The 19303-nt window shown below is 68.6% G+C and carries 16 protein-coding genes and 1 pseudogene; 9 read left to right on the plus strand and 8 right to left on the minus strand.

The features are described from left to right. Together AC5Y4H_RS08475 and AC5Y4H_RS08480 are read left to right on the plus strand one after the other, a co-directional pair. A pseudogene (locus tag AC5Y4H_RS08475) lies at positions 1–137 on the plus strand (beta-ketoacyl-ACP synthase); the annotation flags it as partial. Positions 138–208: 71 nt separating this feature from the next. After that, positions 209–1387, plus strand: a complete 1179-nt coding sequence (locus AC5Y4H_RS08480; protein ID WP_499980320.1) for an alpha-hydroxy-acid oxidizing protein — start codon at positions 209–211, stop codon at positions 1385–1387. Here AC5Y4H_RS08480 and AC5Y4H_RS08485 read toward each other — a convergent pair. From AC5Y4H_RS08485 to AC5Y4H_RS08500, 4 genes are all read right to left on the minus strand, one after another. Then, complete coding sequence (locus AC5Y4H_RS08485; RefSeq protein ID WP_499980322.1) at positions 1378–2919, minus strand: DNA polymerase Y family protein; 1542 nt, start codon at positions 2917–2919, stop codon at positions 1378–1380. The two genes, AC5Y4H_RS08480 and AC5Y4H_RS08485, sit on opposite strands and share 10 nt — an antisense overlap. Before the next feature lie 55 nt (positions 2920–2974). Next, positions 2975–3658 (minus strand): DnaE2-dependent mutagenesis accessory factor ImuA', encoded by a 684-nt coding sequence (gene imuA', locus AC5Y4H_RS08490; protein ID WP_499980323.1) that lies wholly within the window; start codon positions 3656–3658, stop codon positions 2975–2977. A gap of 182 nt (positions 3659–3840) precedes the next feature. After that, complete coding sequence (guaA, locus tag AC5Y4H_RS08495) at positions 3841–5421, minus strand: glutamine-hydrolyzing GMP synthase (protein ID WP_499980711.1); 1581 nt, start codon at positions 5419–5421, stop codon at positions 3841–3843. Positions 5422–5499: 78 nt separating this feature from the next. Then, positions 5500–6141, minus strand: coding sequence for a winged helix-turn-helix transcriptional regulator (locus AC5Y4H_RS08500; RefSeq protein WP_499980325.1), 642 nt, complete (start codon positions 6139–6141; stop codon positions 5500–5502). Between the two features lie 80 nt (positions 6142–6221). On the opposite strand from AC5Y4H_RS08500, the gene AC5Y4H_RS08505 reads away from it, so the two are divergent. From AC5Y4H_RS08505 to AC5Y4H_RS08530, 6 genes are all read left to right on the plus strand, one after another. Continuing rightward, positions 6222–7751, plus strand: a complete 1530-nt coding sequence (locus AC5Y4H_RS08505) for an MFS transporter (protein WP_499980326.1) — start codon at positions 6222–6224, stop codon at positions 7749–7751. 11 nt (positions 7752–7762) lie between these two features. After that, positions 7763–8059 (plus strand): hypothetical protein, encoded by a 297-nt coding sequence (locus AC5Y4H_RS08510; protein WP_499980328.1) that lies wholly within the window; start codon positions 7763–7765, stop codon positions 8057–8059. Further along, complete coding sequence (locus AC5Y4H_RS08515; RefSeq protein WP_499980329.1) at positions 8056–8886, plus strand: methyltransferase domain-containing protein; 831 nt, start codon at positions 8056–8058, stop codon at positions 8884–8886. Before AC5Y4H_RS08510 ends, AC5Y4H_RS08515 begins: the two co-directional genes overlap by 4 nt. After that, a complete protein-coding gene (locus tag AC5Y4H_RS08520; protein WP_499980330.1) occupies positions 8883–9686 on the plus strand; it encodes a class I SAM-dependent methyltransferase in 804 nt (267 codons plus the stop codon). The genes AC5Y4H_RS08515 and AC5Y4H_RS08520 overlap by 4 nt, the downstream gene beginning before the upstream one ends. Positions 9687–10001: 315 nt before the next feature. Continuing rightward, positions 10002–10808, plus strand: a complete 807-nt coding sequence (locus tag AC5Y4H_RS08525; RefSeq protein ID WP_499980332.1) for a beta-phosphoglucomutase family hydrolase — start codon at positions 10002–10004, stop codon at positions 10806–10808. Next, positions 10805–13171, plus strand: a complete 2367-nt coding sequence (locus AC5Y4H_RS08530) for a glycoside hydrolase family 65 protein (protein ID WP_499980333.1) — start codon at positions 10805–10807, stop codon at positions 13169–13171. Before AC5Y4H_RS08525 ends, AC5Y4H_RS08530 begins: the two co-directional genes overlap by 4 nt. On the opposite strand, the gene AC5Y4H_RS08535 is transcribed toward AC5Y4H_RS08530, so the two are convergent. Beyond that, a complete protein-coding gene (locus tag AC5Y4H_RS08535; RefSeq protein ID WP_499980335.1) occupies positions 13165–13740 on the minus strand; it encodes a TetR/AcrR family transcriptional regulator in 576 nt (191 codons plus the stop codon). The genes AC5Y4H_RS08530 and AC5Y4H_RS08535 overlap by 7 nt on opposite strands. 61 nt (positions 13741–13801) lie before the next feature. Here AC5Y4H_RS08535 and AC5Y4H_RS08540 point away from each other — a divergent pair, with 61 nt between their 5' ends. After that, positions 13802–14707, plus strand: a complete 906-nt coding sequence (locus tag AC5Y4H_RS08540) for a TauD/TfdA dioxygenase family protein (protein WP_499980336.1) — start codon at positions 13802–13804, stop codon at positions 14705–14707. A gap of 49 nt (positions 14708–14756) precedes the next feature. Here AC5Y4H_RS08540 and AC5Y4H_RS08545 read toward each other — a convergent pair whose 3' ends face one another. Genes AC5Y4H_RS08545 through guaB form a run of 3 tightly spaced genes read right to left on the minus strand, consistent with a single transcriptional unit; the run spans position 14757 to position 19280 of the window. Then, a complete protein-coding gene (locus tag AC5Y4H_RS08545; RefSeq protein ID WP_499980337.1) occupies positions 14757–16502 on the minus strand; it encodes a GMC family oxidoreductase N-terminal domain-containing protein in 1746 nt (581 codons plus the stop codon). Between the two features lie 47 nt (positions 16503–16549). Further along, complete coding sequence (locus AC5Y4H_RS08550) at positions 16550–17677, minus strand: GuaB3 family IMP dehydrogenase-related protein (RefSeq protein WP_499980338.1); 1128 nt, start codon at positions 17675–17677, stop codon at positions 16550–16552. Between the two features lie 7 nt (positions 17678–17684). Further along, positions 17685–19280 (minus strand): IMP dehydrogenase, encoded by a 1596-nt coding sequence (gene guaB / locus AC5Y4H_RS08555; protein ID WP_499980339.1) that lies wholly within the window; start codon positions 19278–19280, stop codon positions 17685–17687. Positions 19281–19303: the final 23 nt, after the last annotated feature.

Here is a 19303-nt window from a genome sequence, read left to right on the forward strand (position 1 = left end):
ACCTGGTAAACCTCGACCCCGAAATCGACCTCGACGTCGTGGCCGGCACACCACGACCGGGCAACTACGAGTACGCGATCAACAACTCGTTCGGGTTCGGCGGACACAACGTGGCCATCGCCTTCGGGCGGTACTAGCGGCGGAGCAGACCGCGGGGTTCATCCTCGAGCGCTCGTTTGGTGATCGAAGCACGGGGAAGTCGGCGACTATGGCTTTCGCCGAGTATCAAAACGAGTTGTACGACCAGTCGCTGCACGGCAATCAGCCGCAGTACCCGATCAGATTCGAGGAGCTGGAGAAGAAGGCCGCGGCGGCGATGACGCCGAAGGTGCTGGGATATGTGGCCGGCGGCGCCGGCGACGAACACACCCAGCGCATCAACTGCGAGGCTTTCAAGCGGTGGGGGTTGTATCCGCGCATGGGGATCGCGCCCGAACAGCGCGATATGTCGGTCGAGTTGTTCGGCCTCACGTTTCCGTCCCCGATATTCATGGCACCCATCGGCGTCATCGGGGTGTGCGACCCCGGCGGCCACGGGGACATGTTGTGTGCGCGGGCCTCGGTCCGCACGGGTGTGCCGTTTTTCGTGGGGACACTGTCGGCCGACCCGATGGAGGATCTCGCCGCCGAGCTCGGCGACACCCCCGCGTTTTTCCAGCTATACACGCCGCCGGACCGCAAGATGGCCACCAGCCTGGTGCACCGGGCCGAGGCGGCGGGCTTCAAGGGCATCGCCGTCACCCTCGACACGTGGGTCACCGGCTGGCGCCCCCGCGACCTGAAGGGCGGGAACTACCCGCAGGTGCCCAGCGGCTGCCTGGCCAACTACACCAGCGATCCGGTTTTCCGCGACAACCTGGGCCCGGACGAAGACGCCACCGAGGCGGCGGTGCGCAAGCTGCCGATCTTCGGTGGGCCGTTCCGGTGGTCGGACCTGGAATGGCTGCGGTCCGAGACCAGCCTGCCGTTGATGGTCAAGGGCATCTGCCATCCCGACGACGTTCGCCGCGCCAAAGATATTGGTGTGGACGGCATTTACTGCTCCAACCACGGCGGTCGGCAAGCCAACGGCGGGCTGCCCTGCTTGGATTGCCTGCCCGCGGTGATCGACGCCGCCGACGGGATGCCGGTGCTGTTCGACTCGGGGGTGCGCGGCGGCGCCGACATCATCAAAGCGCTGGCGCTGGGCGCGACCGCCGTGGGGATCGGGCGCCCCTACGCCTACGGTCTGGCCGTCGGTGGTGTGGAGGGCATCGTGCATGTGCTGCGTTCGCTGCTGGCCGAAGCGGATCTGATCATGGCGGTCGACGGATATCCCTCGCTCAAGGATCTGACCCCCGATACGTTGCGGCGCGTCGAATACGCTGAAGCGCAAAGTTATTCGTAACTTCCCTCCACATACCAGCGTCGCCGGCGGTAGCACAGCAGCAACGCACGCTCACTCTCCAGCAACACCTGGGCGCGGGCGGTGCCCCCCTTACTCAATTCGGGATCCCACCATCGCTCGTCGACCGGCCAGGGCCCGGACCACCAGCACAGCCGCTCGTCGCGGCCATGGGCGATCATGCGCGCGGGGTCGGCGGAGAACAGTCCCCGAATGGTCACCCGTATCGGGTTCCCCTGGGCGTCAAGCAGTTCCACCGGGTCGTCAAGCAGGACCGCCGGGGACGGCTCGGGCAGCCGGCCGGGCCACGGCCGGTCGGGATCGACCCGCGGCACCGGCTCGTCGCCGAGCGGGATCAGCGTGATGCGCTCGGCCGGGCCGCGCCCGCCGGACAGCACCGGCACTCGCACCGCCTCCGGACCGAGCAGGCCCTGCACCCGCACCAGCGCCCGGCGAGCCCGCAGCCTGTCCTCCTCGCCCAGGCCACCCCAGAGCGGCAACTGCAGCGCCTCGGCGGATACCACCTCCACCGCCTCGAGCCGCAACAGCGTCACCGCGGCGGTGGGACGGGGATTGCGCGCGGTGCGGCTGCTCAACCATCCGTCGAGCTGCCAGCGCACCCGGTCGGCGGTGGCGTCCTCGGTCAACGGCTCGGCGCACCGCCACACCCGGTGCAGTTCTTCGCCGTTGGCGGTGACGGCGTGGATGGCCAGCCGGGTGCATCCCACGCCGGCCGCCATCAGCGTCTGATGCAGCCTGCCGGCCAGTGAGCGCCCGGCGAACGCCGCGGCATCGACCCGGTCGATCGGCGGGTCGCAGTCCAGCACGGCCTCGAGTTCGGCCGGCGGCTCCCGGCCCGACGGCGGGCGTTCGGGTTCGCCACGGGCCAACCGGTGCGCGGTCACCCCGTCGGCGCCGAACCGGGAAGCCACGTCGCTGCGCGACAGCGCGGCGAACTGCCCGATGGTGCGAATCCCCATCCGCCACAACAGGTCCGTCAGCTCTTCGCGGCCGGCACCGGACAGGCTCGGCTCGGTGGCGAGCTGGCGGATGGACAGCACCGACAAAAACTTCGCGTCACCCCCCGGCTCGACGACCCGGCCCGCCCGCGCCGCGAAGACCGCGGTGGACAACTGGTCGGCCACCCCGGCCTGACACTCCGCGCCGGCCACTGAACTCACAGCCACCGCGTCGATCAGCCGCTCGGCGGCGATGGCCTCGGACCCGAAATAGCGGGCCGCACCGCGCACCGGCAACACCAGGAGGCCGGGCCGCAGCACCTCGGCGCGGGGCACCAGGTCGTCCACCGCCGCGATCACCGCTTCAAAAAGGCGGGCGTCGCGGTCCGCGTCGGCGGCGGTGACGTGCAGTTGCGGGCATCGGGCGGCCGCCTCCCGGCGTCGCAGCCCCCGCCGCACCCCCGCCGCGCGGGCGGCCGACGAGCAGGCGATCACCCGGTTGGCCAACGTGACCGCGATCGGGGCGGTGGCGGACAGACCCGCGGCCGCGGCCGCCGCGACCGCGGGCCAGTCCATACACCAGATCGCCAAAACCCTTGCTCCAGAAGGGTCAGAAAGACCAGCCACCGGTTTACCCGGCTCGCGCTGGGGTCATCACCTGTCGTCCCGCGCATGTCCCAGTGACCTGCAACCGCACCCCGTCGATCCGGCCGAATCCGGGACGACCGTCTGCGGTGATCTCATAACCACAGACCCGGGCGGCAAGGCGCGTCGGTGCCCCCTGCCAATCGCCGCCGGTGACCAACAGGGTGCAGCCCCTGTTCCGGGCGCGGGCCACCACCGCCCGCGCCCGGGTGGGCGGCACCCGGAGCCCACCCAGCCCCAGGACCACCAGATCCATGCCGTCGACGAGCACCGCGGCGACTTCCACCGGATCGGTGCCGGGATCCGGTATCACCGCGAGCCGGCTCAGATCCGCCCCCATCTCCGCGGCGGCCAGCAGCCCGATATCCGGCTGGCCGACGATTGCGGCGTTGCCGCCGGCCGCCGTGACGGCGGCCACCATGCTCAACAGCAGCGACCGGGCACCCGAGAGCACCGCAACCGATCCCCGCGGCACCGGCACGGGCAGCAGCTCGGCCAGCCACGGCGGGAGGGCCAGCTGGGATTCCGAGTTCGGCAGCAGGTCCTCGGCGGGCGCGGCGGCGGCGGGCGCGGCCTTCTTCCCGGAGATGCTCGCCATCCGCCGGCGAAGCGATTCCAGCTGCTCAGCACGGGTTTCTCGAGGGCGACTGGAGGCAAAAGCCGCGGTCATGACCAGCCTCCTATCACCACGCTTTCCGGGAGCTTCCGGGATGTATTCGAATGTATGTTCGATACATTTCGAAGTAAACACCCGCCCTCTGACAACCGTCAAGCGACGTGAGGGACAGCGTTATGCGATCGGTACTGGTGTGGCTGATGGGTGCAATGTGGCCGCTTTTTCCCGGCGGCCGACTACTCCCATTCGATGGTGCCGGGAGGTTTGCTGGTGATGTCCAGCACCACCCGGTTGACCTCGGCCACCTCGTTGGTGATGCGGGTCGAGATGCGCTCCAGCACCTCGTAGGGAACCCGGGTCCAGTCGGCGGTCATGGCGTCCTCACTGGTCACCGGCCGCAGCACGATCGGGTGCCCGTAGGTGCGGTTGTCGCCCTGCACACCCACCGATCGAACCTCGCCCAGCAGCACCACCGGGCACTGCCAGATCAGGGTGTCCAGGCCCGCCGCGGTCAGCTCCTCGCGTGCAATCGAATCCGCACGCCGCAGGGTGTCCAACCGCGCCGCGGTGACCTCACCGACGATCCGGATTCCCAGGCCGGGGCCCGGGAAAGGTTGGCGCGCAACGATTTCCTCCGGCAGGCCAAGCTCGCGCCCGACGGCCCGCACTTCGTCCTTGAACAGCAGCCGCAGCGGCTCGACGAGTTTGAACTTCAAGTCGCCGGGCAGGCCGCCGACGTTGTGGTGGCTCTTGATGTTCGCGGTGCCGCTGCCGCCACCGGACTCCACCACGTCCGGATACAGCGTGCCCTGCACCAGGAACTCAACGTCGGAGTCCCCATCAGAGCCACTGTCCTGCACGATGTCTCGCACCGCGCCCTCGAAGGCCCGGATGAACTGGCGGCCGATGATCTTGCGCTTGCCTTCGGGATTGGTCACCCCCGCGAGCGCGTCCAGGAAGGTGTCGGCCGCATCGACGGTGACCAGCCTGGCGCCGGTGGCGGCCACGAAGTCGCGTTGCACCTGTGCGCGCTCCCCGGCGCGAAGGAGCCCGTGGTCGACGAAGACACAGGTCAGCCTGTCCCCGATGGCCCGCTGCACCAGCGCGGCGGCCACCGCGGAATCCACGCCGCCGGACAACCCGCAAATCGCCCGGCCGTCACCGATCTGGGCGCGCACCTGCTCGATCAGCACACCGGCGATGTTGGCGGCCGTCCAGTCCGCGCCCAGCCCGGCGAAGTCGTGCAGGAAGCGGCTCAGCACCTGCTGCCCGTGCGGGGTGTGCATGACCTCGGGGTGGTACTGCACGCCGGCCAGACGCCGCTGCCGGTTCTCGAAGCCGGCCACCGAAGCACCGGAGCTGCTGGCCACCACCTCGAACCCGTCCGGCGCGGCCGTGACCGCATCGCCGTGGCTCATCCATACCGGTTGCGAACTCGGTAATCCCGAATGAAGTTCTCCGCCAAGGACTTTCAGCTCGGTGCGTCCGTATTCGCTGGTGCCGGTGTGCGCGACGGTCCCACCCAGCGCCTGCGCCATGGCCTGGAACCCGTAACAGATACCGAAGACCGGGATCCCGAGATCGAACAGGGCGGGATCGAGCTGGGGCGCACCGTCGGCGTAGACACTCGACGGGCCGCCGGAGAGCACCAGCGCCAGCGGGTCGCGGGCCTTGATCTCCTCGACCGTGGCGGTGTGCGGGATGACCTCGGAGAACACCCGCGCCTCGCGGACGCGGCGCGCGATCAGCTGCGCGTACTGCGCGCCGAAGTCCACGACGAGGACCGGCCGGGCCGGCGCTCCAGACGCGTCGGACACCTCGAGTTCAGGGGTTTCGGTGGGGTCGGCCACGCACGCGAGTCTAGTGGCTGGCGGCGTCGTCTCCGCCCCGCAGGCCTACAGCGCAAACGCGGTGCGCAGCGCGTCGACGGCTGCGGCGTCGCCGTCGTACTCGATTCGCCGCAGGGCGGCGTTGCGCTCGGCTTCGTCGGCCCCGAGCCGAGCGGTGACGAGATCCGCCGCCGCGGCGGTGAGGGTCACCGCGGGCTCGCCGCGAGCCGCGCCCAGGCGGCCGTGCGTGACGGCGAATTCGAAACGGCGACCGTCGATCTCGACGCGGAATGTCGCCTCCAGGCCCCCGGCGCCGCCGGAGTCGAAGCCGAGCAGAATCCCGGCCAGGAACCCATTGAGCGGTGATACCGGCGCGTCGCCAACCGGGTCCATGTGATCCACCCCGAACCATGCGAGGCCCCGCAGGATGGGGAGCACCCGCTGCCAGCCCAGGTCACTGAGCGTGTAGACGGTGCGGCCGATCGGCGCCGGCAGGTCGGCGCGCTCGACGAGCCCGGCGTCCTGCAGCTCCTTGAGCCTCTCGGCGAGCAGATTGGTTGCGATACCGGGCAGTTCGGCCCGCAGGTCGCCGTAGCGGCGGGCTCCGCCGACCAGCTCACGCAGGATCAGCAACGTCCACCGCTCGCCCAGCACGTCGAGGCCCCGCGCGATGGGGCAGTTCTGGTTGTAGTTCCTGCGGGACGCCACCCTGCCACCTTACCCGTCTGCAGACATCTTTTTCAACTTACTACTTGATTTATTTGTCTAATAGATTTACTGTCTTGTCCATGCGCACCGACCCAACGTTTCGCAATCACCCCATCGCCGCGCTCGGCGTCATCTGCATCGGCGTCTTCGTCATCAGCGTTGACGCCACGATCGTCAACGTCGCGCTGCCCACGCTGTCGCGCGAACTCGCCGCCGACACCGCACAACTGCAATGGATCGTCGACGCCTACACCCTGGTGATGTCGGGACTGCTCCTCTCGGTGGGCAGCCTGTCCGATCGCTACGGCAGGCGAGGCTGGCTCAATTCCGGGCTCGCGCTGTTCGCCGTCACTTCCGCGGTTGCCGCACAGATGAATTCGGCGGATGCGTTGATCGCGGCGCGAGCGGCCATGGGTGTGGGCGCCGCCGTGATCTTCCCGACCACGCTGGGTCTGATCACCAACATCTTCACCGATCCGATACCACGCGCCAAGGCGATCGGACTGTGGGCGGCCATGGTCGGCGTCGGGGTTGCCGTCGGGCCGATCAGCGGCGGATGGCTGCTCGAACACTTCTGGTGGGGCTCGATATTCATGGTCAACATTCCGATCGCGGCGCTGGCCATCATCGGCGCCAAGCTGTTCGTTCCCACCTCACGCGACCCTGCGGCCCCCCGCGTCGACCTCCCCGGCCTCATCCTGTCGGCGGCCGGGGTCACGACGCTGGTCTACACGGTCATCGAGGCGCCCACCTGGGGGTGGACCGACGGCCGTACGGCGGCCGGATTCGCACTCGCCGCAACCTTTCTCACGGTGTTTGCGCGCTGGGAACAGCGCAGTACCCATCCGATGCTCGATGTCTCGGTCTTTGCCAACCGCCGGTTCTCCGGCGGCAGCCTGGCGGTGACCGCCGGGTTCCTCACCCTGTTCGGCTTCATCTTCGTCATCACCCAGTACTTCCAATTCATCAAGGACTACACCGCGTTTCAGGCCGGCGTGCGCCTGCTACCTGTCGCCGCCTCGATCGCGCTCGCCAGCATCCTGGGCCCGCGGCTGGTCGAACGCGTCGGCACCACCGCCGTCGTCGCCGCCGGCCTCGCCGTATTCGCCGCCGGCCTGGCCTGGGCGTCCACCGCAGACGCCGCCACGCCGTACGTCCAGATCGCCACACAGATGCTGCTGCTCGGCGGCGGCCTCGGCCTGACCTTCTCACCGGCCACGGAGGCGATCATGGGATCGCTGCCCGTCGACAAGGCCGGCGTGGGTTCGGCCGTCAACGACACGACACGCGAACTGGGCGGCACCCTCGGCGTCGCCATCGCGGGCAGCATCTTCGCATCCGTGTACTCCGGACACCTCGGCGGGCCCGCGCTGACGGGACTACCCGCCGAAGCGATGCGCCACTCGATGGCTCTGGCGCACACAGTGATTCAGCGGCTGCCCGCACAGCAAGCCGGCCATGTGCGCGCCGCTGTCGATCGCGCGTTCCTGGACGGGATGCGGGTGAGCTCGCTGGTGTGCGCCGGCATCGCGCTCGGCGCGGCGATCGTCGTCGGCTGGCTTCTCCCAGCAAGGGAGCCGGCGCTTCAACAGGAAAGGACACTCCGATGAGTAGGCGAATATTGGTCACCGGCGCCACGGGCAAGATCGGCGGCGCGGTCGCCGCCCAGCTGCTGGAAACGTCCGCGATGTCGCGGGCGTCGATCCCGAGGACTTCCTCACCATCGCGCGCCGCTACGTCAGGCCCCGAATCCCATGGTGCCGCAACCAATTTCATGCGTCAGGTCAGTAATTTCATGTTGACCGCATTGACACCGATGCACCGGCTGGACAAGTTCGATCGTATCGAGCAACATCCCCGGCCCGCACACCCCCGGTTTTCGGGCCGATCGATCACAGAAAGGACGGGAACGCAATGAGCACCGCACCGCAAGGCAGCACCTACGTCTTGGGCCACGCCGACGCAGAGGTGCAGCGACTCCTCCTGCAAGGACGGCTGTACGACCACTACACCGAGCACGCGCTGCGACTCGCCGGGCTGCGGCCGGGCATGCGGGTGCTCGATATCGGGTCCGGGCCCGGCGACGTGGCGTTTGTCGCCGCGCGGCTGGTCGGTCCGACGGGGACCGTTCTGGGCGTCGACGCCGCACCCGCGATGGTCGAGCTTGCCCGCGCCCGCGCCCACGAAAAGGGCTTATCCACAGTGAGATTCCTGCATTCCGGCGTCGATGAGGTTGTGCTGGACGAACCGGTGGATGCCGTGATCGGCCGATTGATCCTGATGCATTTGCCGGAACCCGCCGCGACACTGCGGCGCCTCAGTTCCTACGTGCGCCCCGGCGGCGTGATCGCGTTCTCCGAGAACGACATCACCGGCGCGCACGGTGTTCCGGACACGCCGCTGTTCCGGCGGGTGACGGGTGGGATCGTTCGCGCCTTCGAGGCGATGGGGCTCAGCCCGCGGTTCGGCACCACGCTGCACACGCTTTTCGCCGACGCCGGCCTTGGCGCGCCGCGGTTGGCCCTCGGCACGCCGATCGGCACGGCCGCGGACGCCGACCTCCTGGCCTACCTAGCAGAAGTGTGGCGGCTGGTCTCCCCTATCGCCGAACAAGGGGGCTTCGCCATCGACGAGTTCGCCGACATCGACGAGTTCGTGCCAAGATTCCACGAAGAGGCGCAGGCCGCCGACGCCATCATCGCGATGCCACCCCTGATCACCGCATGGGCTCAGGTGCAGCGATGAACGACACCATCCAAACCCAGTACTCGACGGGCCTGGCGCGCAATAACGTCGAACGGGCACTCGTCTCCGCCGGCAAGGACCTCGACCGCCTAACCCCCGCCGACCTGGCCTTGCTGGAGGACTTCCACACCATGGGCCGTATCGCGACCGCCCAGTTGGCGGACCTGGCGGGGATCACGAGTGAGAGCGAGGTTCTAGACGCCGGCAGCGGGGTCGGCGGCACCGCCCGCTACGTCGCAGACCGCTACGGCCCGCGGGTCACCGCCGTGGACCTCACCGACGAGTACTGCGAGACGAACCGTTGGCTCAACCGGCTCGTCGGGCTCGACGACCGGATAGCGGTTCGCCAGGCGGACGTCACCGAACTACCCTTCGGCGATGCGACTTTCAACGTCGTCTTCAGCCAGCACGTGCAGATGAACGTGGCCGACAAGGCGCGCCTGTACTCCGAGGCGCGCCGCGTGCTGAAACAAGGCGGCCGGCTTGCACTGTGGGACATCACGATTGGAGACGGCAGCGAACTCGACTACCCCTTGCCGTGGGCCGACCACGCCGCACGCAGCCACCTGGTCACCCCCGCTGAGCTGCGTGCCGTCGTCGAATCCGCCGGCTTCGCCGTCGTGGCGTGGAGCGACCTCACCGACCAGGCGGCCGAGCTCATGCGGGCGATCCTGGCCCAGCCCGCCGCCCCGCTGGGCCTGCATGCCTTTGTCACCGATTTTGCGCGGAAAGCCGAAAACCTCACGCAGGCCCTGGCCGACGGCCGCCTGCGCGCCATCCAGGCCGTATTGGAAGCGTGAATGTCTGGCACCCCAACGGGATTCCGGACCATCGCTACACGTCGGCATGGAGTGGCGACCGCGGCGAAGTCAAGCGCCTCGTCGCGGGTGCGCGATTGACAGCCTCTCCCGCTTCGTCGCGGCACGAAGCCGCTACGCCCAGGTCAAGACCCCCGGCACGCTGACCCACAGCGAGCACGACTGGTCACGTTCGTCCGAGCGCGATCACGTCGTCGGCAAACTCGGTGTCAAAGCCCCCACGATTCCCCGCGCGGGTCATTTCTCGGCCCACGGCGCCATCGCCCGGCGCTGAAGCTGGCGACACGCATAGCAAGCATGGTGAAGTGGGTATCGGTTAACCATCCCCCGAGACCAGGAAGCGAGGAACCGCCGGTGAGCTCAGCGCTGGGTCTGCCCGATAAAGTGCGCGCCTGCCTATTCGACCTCGACGGCGTGCTCACCGACACGGCCAGTGTGCACACCAAAGCGTGGAAGGCCATGTTCGACGCGTACCTGTCCGACCGGGCCGAGCGCACCGGCGATAAGTTCGTTCCCTTCGACGAGGCCGCCGACTACCGCGAATACGTCGACGGCAAGAAGAGAGAGGACGGCGTCCGCTCGTTTCTGGAAAGCCGCGACATCCATCTGCCCGACGGTGGCCCCGACGATCCCGACGACGCGGAGACCGTCTACGGACTGGGCAACCGCAAGAACGACATGTTCCAGAAGGTCTTGAAGGAGGACGGCGTCAAGGTGTTCGACGGGTCGCGCCGCTACCTCGAGGCGGTGTCGGCAGCCGGGCTGGCGATCGCCGTGGTGTCGTCGAGCGCCAACACCCGCGACGTCCTCGAGATCACCGGCCTGGACCGGTTCGTGCAACAGCGGGTGGACGGCATCACCCTGCGCGACGAACACATCGCCGGCAAGCCGGCCCCCGACTCCTACCTGCGGGGGGCGCAGCTGCTCGACGTCGCCGCCGACGCCGCGGCCGTGTTCGAGGACGCCCTGTCCGGAGTGGAAGCCGGGCGGGCCGGTAACTTCGGTTTCGTGGTAGGCGTCGACCGGGTGGGCCAGGCCGAGGACTTGCGCCGCAACGGCGCCGACGTGGTGGTCACCGACCTCGCCGAGCTGCTGCAGTCATGATCACCGACGAATCCTTTCCCGTTGACCCTTGGCATGTGCGCGAAACCCAGCTCGACCTCAATCTGCTGGCGCAGTCGGAGTCGCTGTTCACCCTGTCCAACGGGCACATCGGACTGCGCGGCAACCTCGACGAGGGTGAGCCGTACGGCCTGCCGGGCACCTACCTCAACTCCTTCTACGAGATTCGGCCGCTGCCCTACGCCGAGGCCGGGTACGGCTACCCCGAAGCCGGCCAGACGCTGGTCGACGTCACCAACGGCAAGATCATCCGGCTGCTGGTCGAGGACGAGCCATTCGACGTCCGCTACGGCGAATTGCTTTCCCACGAACGGAATCTGGACCTGCGCGCCGGAACGCTGACCCGCACGGCGCACTGGCGCTCGCCCGCGGGCAAAGAGGTCAAGGTGGTCTCCACCCGGCTGGTGTCCCTTGCCCAGCGCGGCCTCGCCGCCATCGAGTACTGCGTGGAAGCGGTCCAGGAGTTCGTGCGGGTGACGGTGCAGTCCGAGCTGGTCACCAACGAGGACCAGCCGCAGACCTCCGGCGACCCGCGGGTGGCGGCCATCCTGGAGAACCCCCTCGAAGAGGTCGCGCACGAAAAGACCGACACCGGAGCGGTTCTCATGCACCGGACGCGCAGCAGCGCGCTGATGATGGCCGCCGGTATGGACCACGAGGTCGACGTGCCCGGGCGCGTCGAGGTCGGCACCGATGCGCGCGCCGACCTGGCGCGGACCACCGTCATCTGCGGTCTGCGCCAGGGGCAGAAGCTGCGCATCGTCAAATACATCGCGTACGGCTGGTCGAGCATGCGTTCGCGTCCGGCGCTGCGGGACCAGGTCGCCGCCGCGCTGCACAGCGGTCGTTATACCGGCTGGCAGGGCCTACTGGATTCCCAACGCAAGTATCTCGACGACTTCTGGGATTGCGCCGACGTCGAGGTCGAGGGCGACTCCGAATCCCAGCAGGCCGTGCGATTCGGGCTCTTCCACCTGCTGCAGGCCAGCGCCCGCGCCGAACGCCGCGCGATCGCCGCCAAGGGTCTCACCGGAACCGGCTATGACGGCCACGCCTTCTGGGACACCGAGGGTTACGTGCTGCCGGTGCTCACCTACACCGCGCCGCACACCGTGGCCGATGCGCTGCGCTGGCGCGCCTCCACCCTGGATCTGGCCCAGGAGCGGGCGGCCGAGCTGGGCCTGGAGGGCGCCGCCTTCCCGTGGCGGACCATCCGCGGGCAGGAGTGCTCTGCCTACTGGCCGGCCGGCACGGCGGCCTGGCACATCAACGCCGACATCGCGATGGCCTTCGAGCGCTACCGCATCGTCACCGGAGACCACGATCTGGAAGCCGACTGCGGCCTGCAGGTGCTGGTCGAGACCGCCCGGCTCTGGCTTTCCCTCGGCCATCACGACCGGCACGGCGTGTGGCACCTCGACGGCGTCACCGGGCCCGACGAGTACACGGCGATCGTGCGCGACAACGCCTTCACCAACCTGATGGCCGCAAACAATCTGCGCGTCGCCGCCGACGCCTGCAACCGCCACCCCGACGTGGCCAAGGCGTTGGGAGTCACCACCGAGGAGACGGCGTCCTGGCGCGATGCGGCCGAGGCCGCCAACATTCCCTACGACTCCGGCCTCGGGGTGCATCAGCAGTGCGAGGGCTTCACCACCTTCGCCGAATGGGACTTCGAACGCAACACCACCTACCCGCTGCTGTTGCACGAGGCCTACGTGCGGCTGTATCCCGCGCAGGTGATCAAGCAGGCCGACCTGGTGCTGGCGATGCATTGGCAGAGCCACGCGTTCACGCCCGAGCAGAAGGCCCGCAACGTCGACTATTACGAGCCTCGCATGGTGCGCGACTCGTCGCTGTCGGCCTGCACGCAGGCGGTGATGTGCGCCGAGGTCGGGCATTTGGACCTCGCGCACGACTACGCGTATGAGGCCGCCCTGATCGATCTGCGGGACCTGCACCACAACACCCGCGACGGTCTGCACATGGCCTCGCTCGCGGGTGCGTGGACCGCGCTGGTGGCCGGCTTCGGCGGCCTGCGCGACGACGAGGGCTTCCTGTCGCTGGATCCCCAACTGCCCGATGGCATTTCGCGGCTGCGGTTCCGGCTGCGGTGGCGCGACTTCCGCGTCACCGTCGACGTCAACCACGCCGAGGTCACCTACACGCTGCGCGACGGCCCGGGCGGCGAGTTGACCATCCGGCACGCCGGGGAAGAGCTCGAGCTGAGCACGGAATCCGCGACGACAGTCGAGATAAATTGCCGCAAACCACTGCTACCGACGCCGCAGCAACCGCCCGGCCGCCAGCCCATGCACCGACGGGCGCTGTCGCGGGGTCACTGAGGGTCGGCGGGCTCGAGAATCCGTTGCACCTCGGCACCGACGGCCTGGCGTAGTTCGGCATCCGTGAGGTCTTCGATCCCGGTGGCCGAGCGAAGGATTGGCGCGAACAACCGCCAACCGAATTGCAGGGCAAGGGCATTGGCGATCGCAACCCGGGCTTCGACCTCGTCGTCGTAAAGCGGTCGCACGCCGTCGAGCAGCGTCGCGATGTTGGGAAAGCGTTTTTGTAGCTGGCCGGCCGGATAGCCGTCCAGGACGGTGCGGGCCATCACCCGCATCTGCCGATCCAGGGCACTCTCCAGCACGGCCGCGGGCGCATCGGTGCCCAGCAGGGCGCTCAGGCCGGCGCCGAGATGATCGAGCACGGCACCCACCAATTGCTCCTTGGTGCCGAAGTGGCGGAACACCAAGCCGTGGTTGACGTTGGATCGCGCGGCGATGTCGCGGATGGACGTCGCGGCCGGACCGCGCTCGGCGAACAGGTCGGTGGCCGCCTCGAGGATCGCCGCGGCCACTTCCTCGCGCCCGCTGGGCGTTTTCTCGCGACCCGTTGCGGAAGCTGTAGTCATCTGACTACACTACCAAATGTAGTCAGTTGACTACACCATTTTGATCCCTAAGGACGACGACATGACAGGTCAGACAACCGTCACCAAACTGGGCAGCCGCATCGGCGCCCGGGTGGACGGGGTTCGCCTCGGCGGCGACCTCGACCAGGACGCGGTCGAGGAGATCCGCCGGGCGCTGTTGGCCCACAAGGTGATCTTCTTCCGTCACCAGCACCACCTCGACGACTCCCAGCAGCTCGCCTTCGCCGAGCTGCTGGGCACGCCCATCGGCCACCCGGCCGCCGGCGCCCTGGCCGCGAAGAACGTCCCGGTGATCACCCCGATCGACTCCGAGTACGGCAAGGCAAACCGCTGGCACACCGACGTCACGTTCGCCGCCAACTATCCGGCGGCGTCCATCCTGCGCGCGGTCAAGCTGCCGACCTACGGCGGTTCCACGCTGTGGGCGTCGACCGCGGCGGCCTATCAGGACCTGCCCGAGCCGCTCAAATGCCTGGTGGAAAACCTGTGGGCGGTACACACCAACCGCTACGACTACGTGACCACGGAAGCGGCCGTGTCGTCGATGAGCGAGGCCCAGCGGGCGTTCCGGCAGGCGTTCGAAAAGCCGGACTTCCGCACCGAGCATCCGGTGGTGCGCGTGCACCCGGAGACCGGTGAACGCACCCTGCTGGCCGGCGACTTCGTGCGCGGCTTCGTCGGCCTGGACAGCCACGAGTCCAGCGTCCTGCTGGAACTGCTACAGCGGCGAATCACTCTGCCGGAAAACACAATTCGCTGGAACTGGGCTCCCGGCGATGTAGCCATGTGGGACAACCGCGCGACCCAGCACCGGGCTATCGACGACTACGACGACCAACCGAGGCTGATGCACCGGGTCACCCTGATGGGCGATGTGCCGGTCAACGTGCGCGGGGAGCGCAGCCGGGTGGTCAGCGGCGCACCGCTCGAGGTGCTGGCCAGCTAATGGTGACGACCCGCAGCGCGGGCTTCGCCGCGCTCGCGATCGTCACAAGCTAACTGGCGTCGGCGGTGGAGTTGATGTGATTGCTCGGCAACCAGCGCAGCGCGCCGGGCGCTTCGGCCGGGACGACGGGCGCCTTGGGCGGGATCGGCTCCAGCCGGCGATACGGCTCGCCCTGCGCCGGCCGCTGGTCGCTCTCGCCGACGTTCGGCCACAACGACGCGGCGCGCTCGGCCTGGGCGGTAATTGACAACGAGGGGTTGACGCCCAGGTTCGCCGAGATGGCCGCGCCGTCCACCACGGACAGCGTCGGGTAGCCGTAGACCCGGTGGTACGGGTCGATCACCCCGTGCTCGGCGTCGTCGCCGATCACGGCGCCGCCGAGGAAATGCGCGGTCAGCGGGATGTTGAACAGCTCACCCCAGGTGCCACCGGCCACGGCGTCGATTTTGTCGGCAATGCGGCGGGTGACCTGGTTCCCGACCGGAATCCAGGTCGGGTTCGGCTCGCCGTGTCCCTGCTTGCTGGTGTACCAGCGGATGCCCAGTTTGCCGCGTTTGGTGTAGGTGGTGATCGAGTTGTCCAGGTGCTGCATGACCAACGCGATGAGCGTGCGTTCGCTCCACTGATGCACGTTGAGCAACCGCATCAAGCGGCCCGGGTCCTCGCGAGCCTGGTCCAACAGCTGCTTCCAGCGCGGCACGTCGCTGCCCTCGGGGCCGGTCCCGTCGGTCATCAGCGTCTGCAGCAGCCCCATCGCGTTGGAGCCCTTGCCGTAGCGGACCGGTTCGATGTGGGTGTCCGATGTCGGGTGGATCGACGACGTGATCGCCACCCCGTGCGTCAGGTCCAGGTTCGGGTCGACCTCGAGCTTCCCGGCGCCGACGATGGACTCGGAATTGGTGCGGGTGAGCATGCCCAGCCGATTCGAGAGCCGGGGCAGCAGACCCTGGTCGCGCATGTTGAACAGCAGATGCTGGGTGCCCCAGGTTCCGGCGGCCAGGACCACATGCTTCGCCGTGTAGGTGCGCCGGTCGCGGCGCAGCCAACTTCCGGTGCGCACGGTGCGGACCTCCCACAGCCCATCGGGACGCTGCTGGAAGCGCTTCACTGTGGTCATCGGAATCACTTGCGCCCCGGCGGATTCCGCGAGAGCGAGATAGTTCTTCAGCAGAGTGTTCTTGGCGCCGTACCGGCAGCCGGTCATGCAGCAACCACACTCCAGGCATCCGGTGCGCTCGGGGCCCGCGCCACCGAAGTAGGGGTCCGGCACGGTCTTGCCCGGGGCCTTGGTGCCGTCGGGGCCGAAGAACACGCCGACGGGCGTCGGCACGAACGTGTCGCCACAGCCCATCTCGTCCGCCACCTGTTTGACGATCCGGTCGGCGTCGGTGAAGGTCGGGTTCTCCACCACGCCGAGCATCCGCTTGGCCTGCTCGTAGTGTGGCATCAGCTCGTCGCGCCAGTCGGTGATGTGCTTCCACTGCGGGTCGTTGAAGAACGGCTCCGGCGGCACATACAGGGTGTTGGCGTAGTTCAGCGAGCCGCCACCCACCCCGGCGCCGGCCAGGATCAGCACGTTCTTCAGCGGGTGGATGCGCTGAATCCCGTAGCAGCCCAGCTTCGGCGCCCACAAGAACTTGCGCAGATCCCAGGACGTCTCGGCGAAATCCTCGTCGGCGTACCGGCGCCCGGCCTCCAACACGCCGATGCGGTAGCCCTTCTCGGTCAGTCGCAACGCGCTGACGCTGCCCCCGAAACCCGAACCGATGATCAGTACGTCGTAATCCGGCTTCATCGCACCAGTATGGCCTCACCCGCAGGTGACAAGCCAGCGGCCCGGAATCAGCTGCCGACCGTCAGGCCGACCTTCTGGAACTCCTTGAGGTCGCAATACCCGGCCTTGGCCATCGACCGGCGCAGCCCACCGACCAGGTTGAGGCTGCCGAACGGGTCGTCGGACGGCCCGTTGAGCACCTGGTGCAGCGGCGGGCGCTCGCCGACGGCGATCTGCAGCAGCGCCCCCCGCGGCAGCGACGGGTGCGCCGCGGCGGCGGGCCAGAACCATCCCTCACCCAGCGCCTCGGCGGACTCGGCGAGCGGCGTGCCCAGCACCACCGCGTCGGCGCCGCAGGCGATCGCCTTCGCCAGTTCGCCCGAGGTGTGGATGTCACCATCGGCCAGCACGTGCACATAGCGGCCGCCGGTCTCGTCGAGGTACTCGCGCCGCGCGGCGGCGGCGTCGGCGATCGCCGTGGCCATCGGGACGCTGATCCCCAGCACCTCGTCGCTGGTGGTCACTCCCCTGGTCGCGCCGTAGCCGACGATGACGCCCGCGGCGCCGGTGCGCATCAGGTGCAGCGCGGTGCGGTGGTCCTGCACCCCGCCGGCGACCACCGGGACGTCGAGCTCGGAGATGAAGGTCTTGAGGTTCAGCGGTTCGCCGTCGCTGGCCACCCGCTCGGCCGACACGATGGTGCCCTGGATGACCAGCAGGTCGATGCCTGCCTGCACCAGCACCGGCGTCAGCGCCTGCGCATTCTGCGGGCTGACCCGCACCGCGGTGGTGACCCCCGCCTCCCGGATCCGGGCGACGGCGGCGCCGAGCAGGTCCGGATTGAGTGGTGCCGCGTGAAATTCCTGCAGCAGCCGGATCGCCGCCGAGGGTTCGGGCTCCTTGCTGGCGGCCTCGACCAGCTGCGCGATCTTGGCCTCGACATCGGAGTGGCGCCCGATCAGCCCCTCGCCGTTGAGCACACCCAGTCCGCCGAGTTTGCCGAGTTCGATCGCGAACTCCGGCGACACCAGCGCATCGGTCGGATGGGCCAACACCGGGATCTCGAACCGGTAAGCGTCCAGCTGCCAGGCGGTCGACACGTCCTGTGAGGAGCGGGTGCGCCGCGACGCCACGATGCTGACTTCGCTCAGTTCATAGCTGCGACGGGCGACGCGGCCCATCCCGATCTCGACCATGTGGGCCTCAGCGTGCGTAGTAGTTGGGGGCTTCGACCGTCATGGCTACGTCGTGCGGGTGGCTTTCCCTCAGGCCCGCCGCCGTGATCCGGACGAACTGCGCCTGTTGCAGCGCCTCGATGCTCGGCGAACCGGTGTAGCCCATCGCCGCGCGCAGTCCGCCGGTCAGCTGGTGGATCACGGACGACAGCGGGCCACGGAAGGGCACCCGGCCCTCGATTCCCTCCGGCACCAACTTGTCTTCCGAGAGCGCGTCGTCGGCGAAGTAGCGGTCCTTGGAGTACGACTTGCCGCCGCCCGAACCGCGGCCGGCCATGGCGCCCAACGACCCCATGCCCCGATAACTCTTGAATTGCTTGCCGTTGACGAAGATCAGCTCGCCGGGGGCTTCGGCGGTGCCCGCCAGCAGCGAGCCCAGCATGGCCGTCGACGCGCCGGCGGCCAGCGCCTTGGCGATGTCGCCGGAGTACTGCAGTCCGCCGTCGGCTATCACCGGCACGCCCGCCGGGCCGCAGGCCGCGACCGCCTCCAGAATCGCCGTGATCTGTGGTGCGCCGACGCCGGCCACCACCCGGGTGGTGCAGATCGAGCCCGGTCCCACGCCGACCTTCACCGCGTCGGCACCGGCGGCGACCAGGGCCGCGGCCGCCGAGCGGGTGGCGACGTTGCCGCCGATCACCTCGACCTTCTCGCCCACCTCGGCCTTGAGCTTGCCGACCATGTCGAGCACCAGCCGGTTGTGCGCGTGCGCGGTGTCGACGATCAGCACGTCGACCCCGGCGTCGACCAGCATCATCGCGCGCACCCAGGCGTCGCCGCCGACGCCGACGGCGGCGCCAACCAGCAGCCTGCCGTCACTGTCCTTGGTGGCCAGCGGGTGTTGTTCGGTCTTGACGAAATCCTTGACGGTGATCAGACCGGTCAGCCGGCCGTGGCCGTCGACGATGGGCAGCTTCTCGATCTTGTGGCGCCGCAACAAGCCCAGAGCCGCGTCGGCGGACACGCCCTCCTGCGCGGTGATCAGCGGGGCCTTGGTCATCACCTCGGCGACCTTCTTGGTCTGGTCGACCTCGAACCGCATATCGCGGTTGGTGATGATGCCGACCAGAGCGCCCGACTCGTCGACCACCGGCAGCCCGGAGATCCGGAACCGCGCGCACATCGCGTCGACCTGCGCCAAGGTGTTGTCCGGGCGGCAGGTGACGGGATCGGTGACCATGCCGGCCTCCGAACGCTTGACCATCTCGACCTGGCCGGCCTGCTCGGCGACCGGCAGATTGCGGTGCAGCACACCCATTCCGCCGGCCCGGGCCATCGCGATCGCCATCCGCGACTCGGTGACCGTGTCCATCGCCGAACTCACCAGCGGCACTTTGAGCCTGATCTTCTTGGTGAGCTGGCTGGAAGTGTCCGCGGTAGCGGGGACCACGTCGGAGGCCGCGGGCAGGAGCAACACGTCGTCGAACGTCAGCCCCAGCATCGCGATCTTGTTTGGGTTGTCGCCCCCGGTGGGCACCGGGTCATCGACCAGGCCACCTACCCGCACATAGGCACTGCCGACGAGGTCAGAACTGTCCTCCAGGTGGGACGTGCCACGGGTCATCTCCTGCGCCCTCCATGCGATGC

This window comes from Mycobacterium sp. NGS58 (assembly GCF_059812385.1).

Excerpts from the sequence above, each read along its gene's own strand:
- AC5Y4H_RS08480 (WP_499980320.1), top strand. The coding sequence starts at position 209 with ATGGCTTTCGCCGAGTATCAAAACGAGTTGTACGACCAGTCGCTGCAC.
- AC5Y4H_RS08485 (WP_499980322.1), bottom strand. The coding sequence starts at position 2,919 with ATGGACTGGCCCGCGGTCGCGGCGGCCGCGGCCGCGGGTCTGTCCGCC.
- imuA' (WP_499980323.1), bottom strand. The coding sequence starts at position 3,658 with ATGACCGCGGCTTTTGCCTCCAGTCGCCCTCGAGAAACCCGTGCTGAG.
- AC5Y4H_RS08505 (WP_499980326.1), top strand. The coding sequence starts at position 6,222 with ATGCGCACCGACCCAACGTTTCGCAATCACCCCATCGCCGCGCTCGGC.
- AC5Y4H_RS08515 (WP_499980329.1), top strand. The coding sequence starts at position 8,056 with ATGAGCACCGCACCGCAAGGCAGCACCTACGTCTTGGGCCACGCCGAC.
- AC5Y4H_RS08520 (WP_499980330.1), top strand. The coding sequence starts at position 8,883 with ATGAACGACACCATCCAAACCCAGTACTCGACGGGCCTGGCGCGCAAT.
- AC5Y4H_RS08525 (WP_499980332.1), top strand. The coding sequence starts at position 10,002 with ATGGTGAAGTGGGTATCGGTTAACCATCCCCCGAGACCAGGAAGCGAG.
- AC5Y4H_RS08530 (WP_499980333.1), top strand. The coding sequence starts at position 10,805 with ATGATCACCGACGAATCCTTTCCCGTTGACCCTTGGCATGTGCGCGAA.
- AC5Y4H_RS08535 (WP_499980335.1), bottom strand. The coding sequence starts at position 13,740 with ATGACTACAGCTTCCGCAACGGGTCGCGAGAAAACGCCCAGCGGGCGC.
- AC5Y4H_RS08540 (WP_499980336.1), top strand. The coding sequence starts at position 13,802 with ATGACAGGTCAGACAACCGTCACCAAACTGGGCAGCCGCATCGGCGCC.
- AC5Y4H_RS08545 (WP_499980337.1), bottom strand. The coding sequence starts at position 16,502 with ATGAAGCCGGATTACGACGTACTGATCATCGGTTCGGGTTTCGGGGGC.
- AC5Y4H_RS08550 (WP_499980338.1), bottom strand. The coding sequence starts at position 17,677 with ATGGTCGAGATCGGGATGGGCCGCGTCGCCCGTCGCAGCTATGAACTG.
- guaB (WP_499980339.1), bottom strand. The coding sequence starts at position 19,280 with ATGACCCGTGGCACGTCCCACCTGGAGGACAGTTCTGACCTCGTCGGC.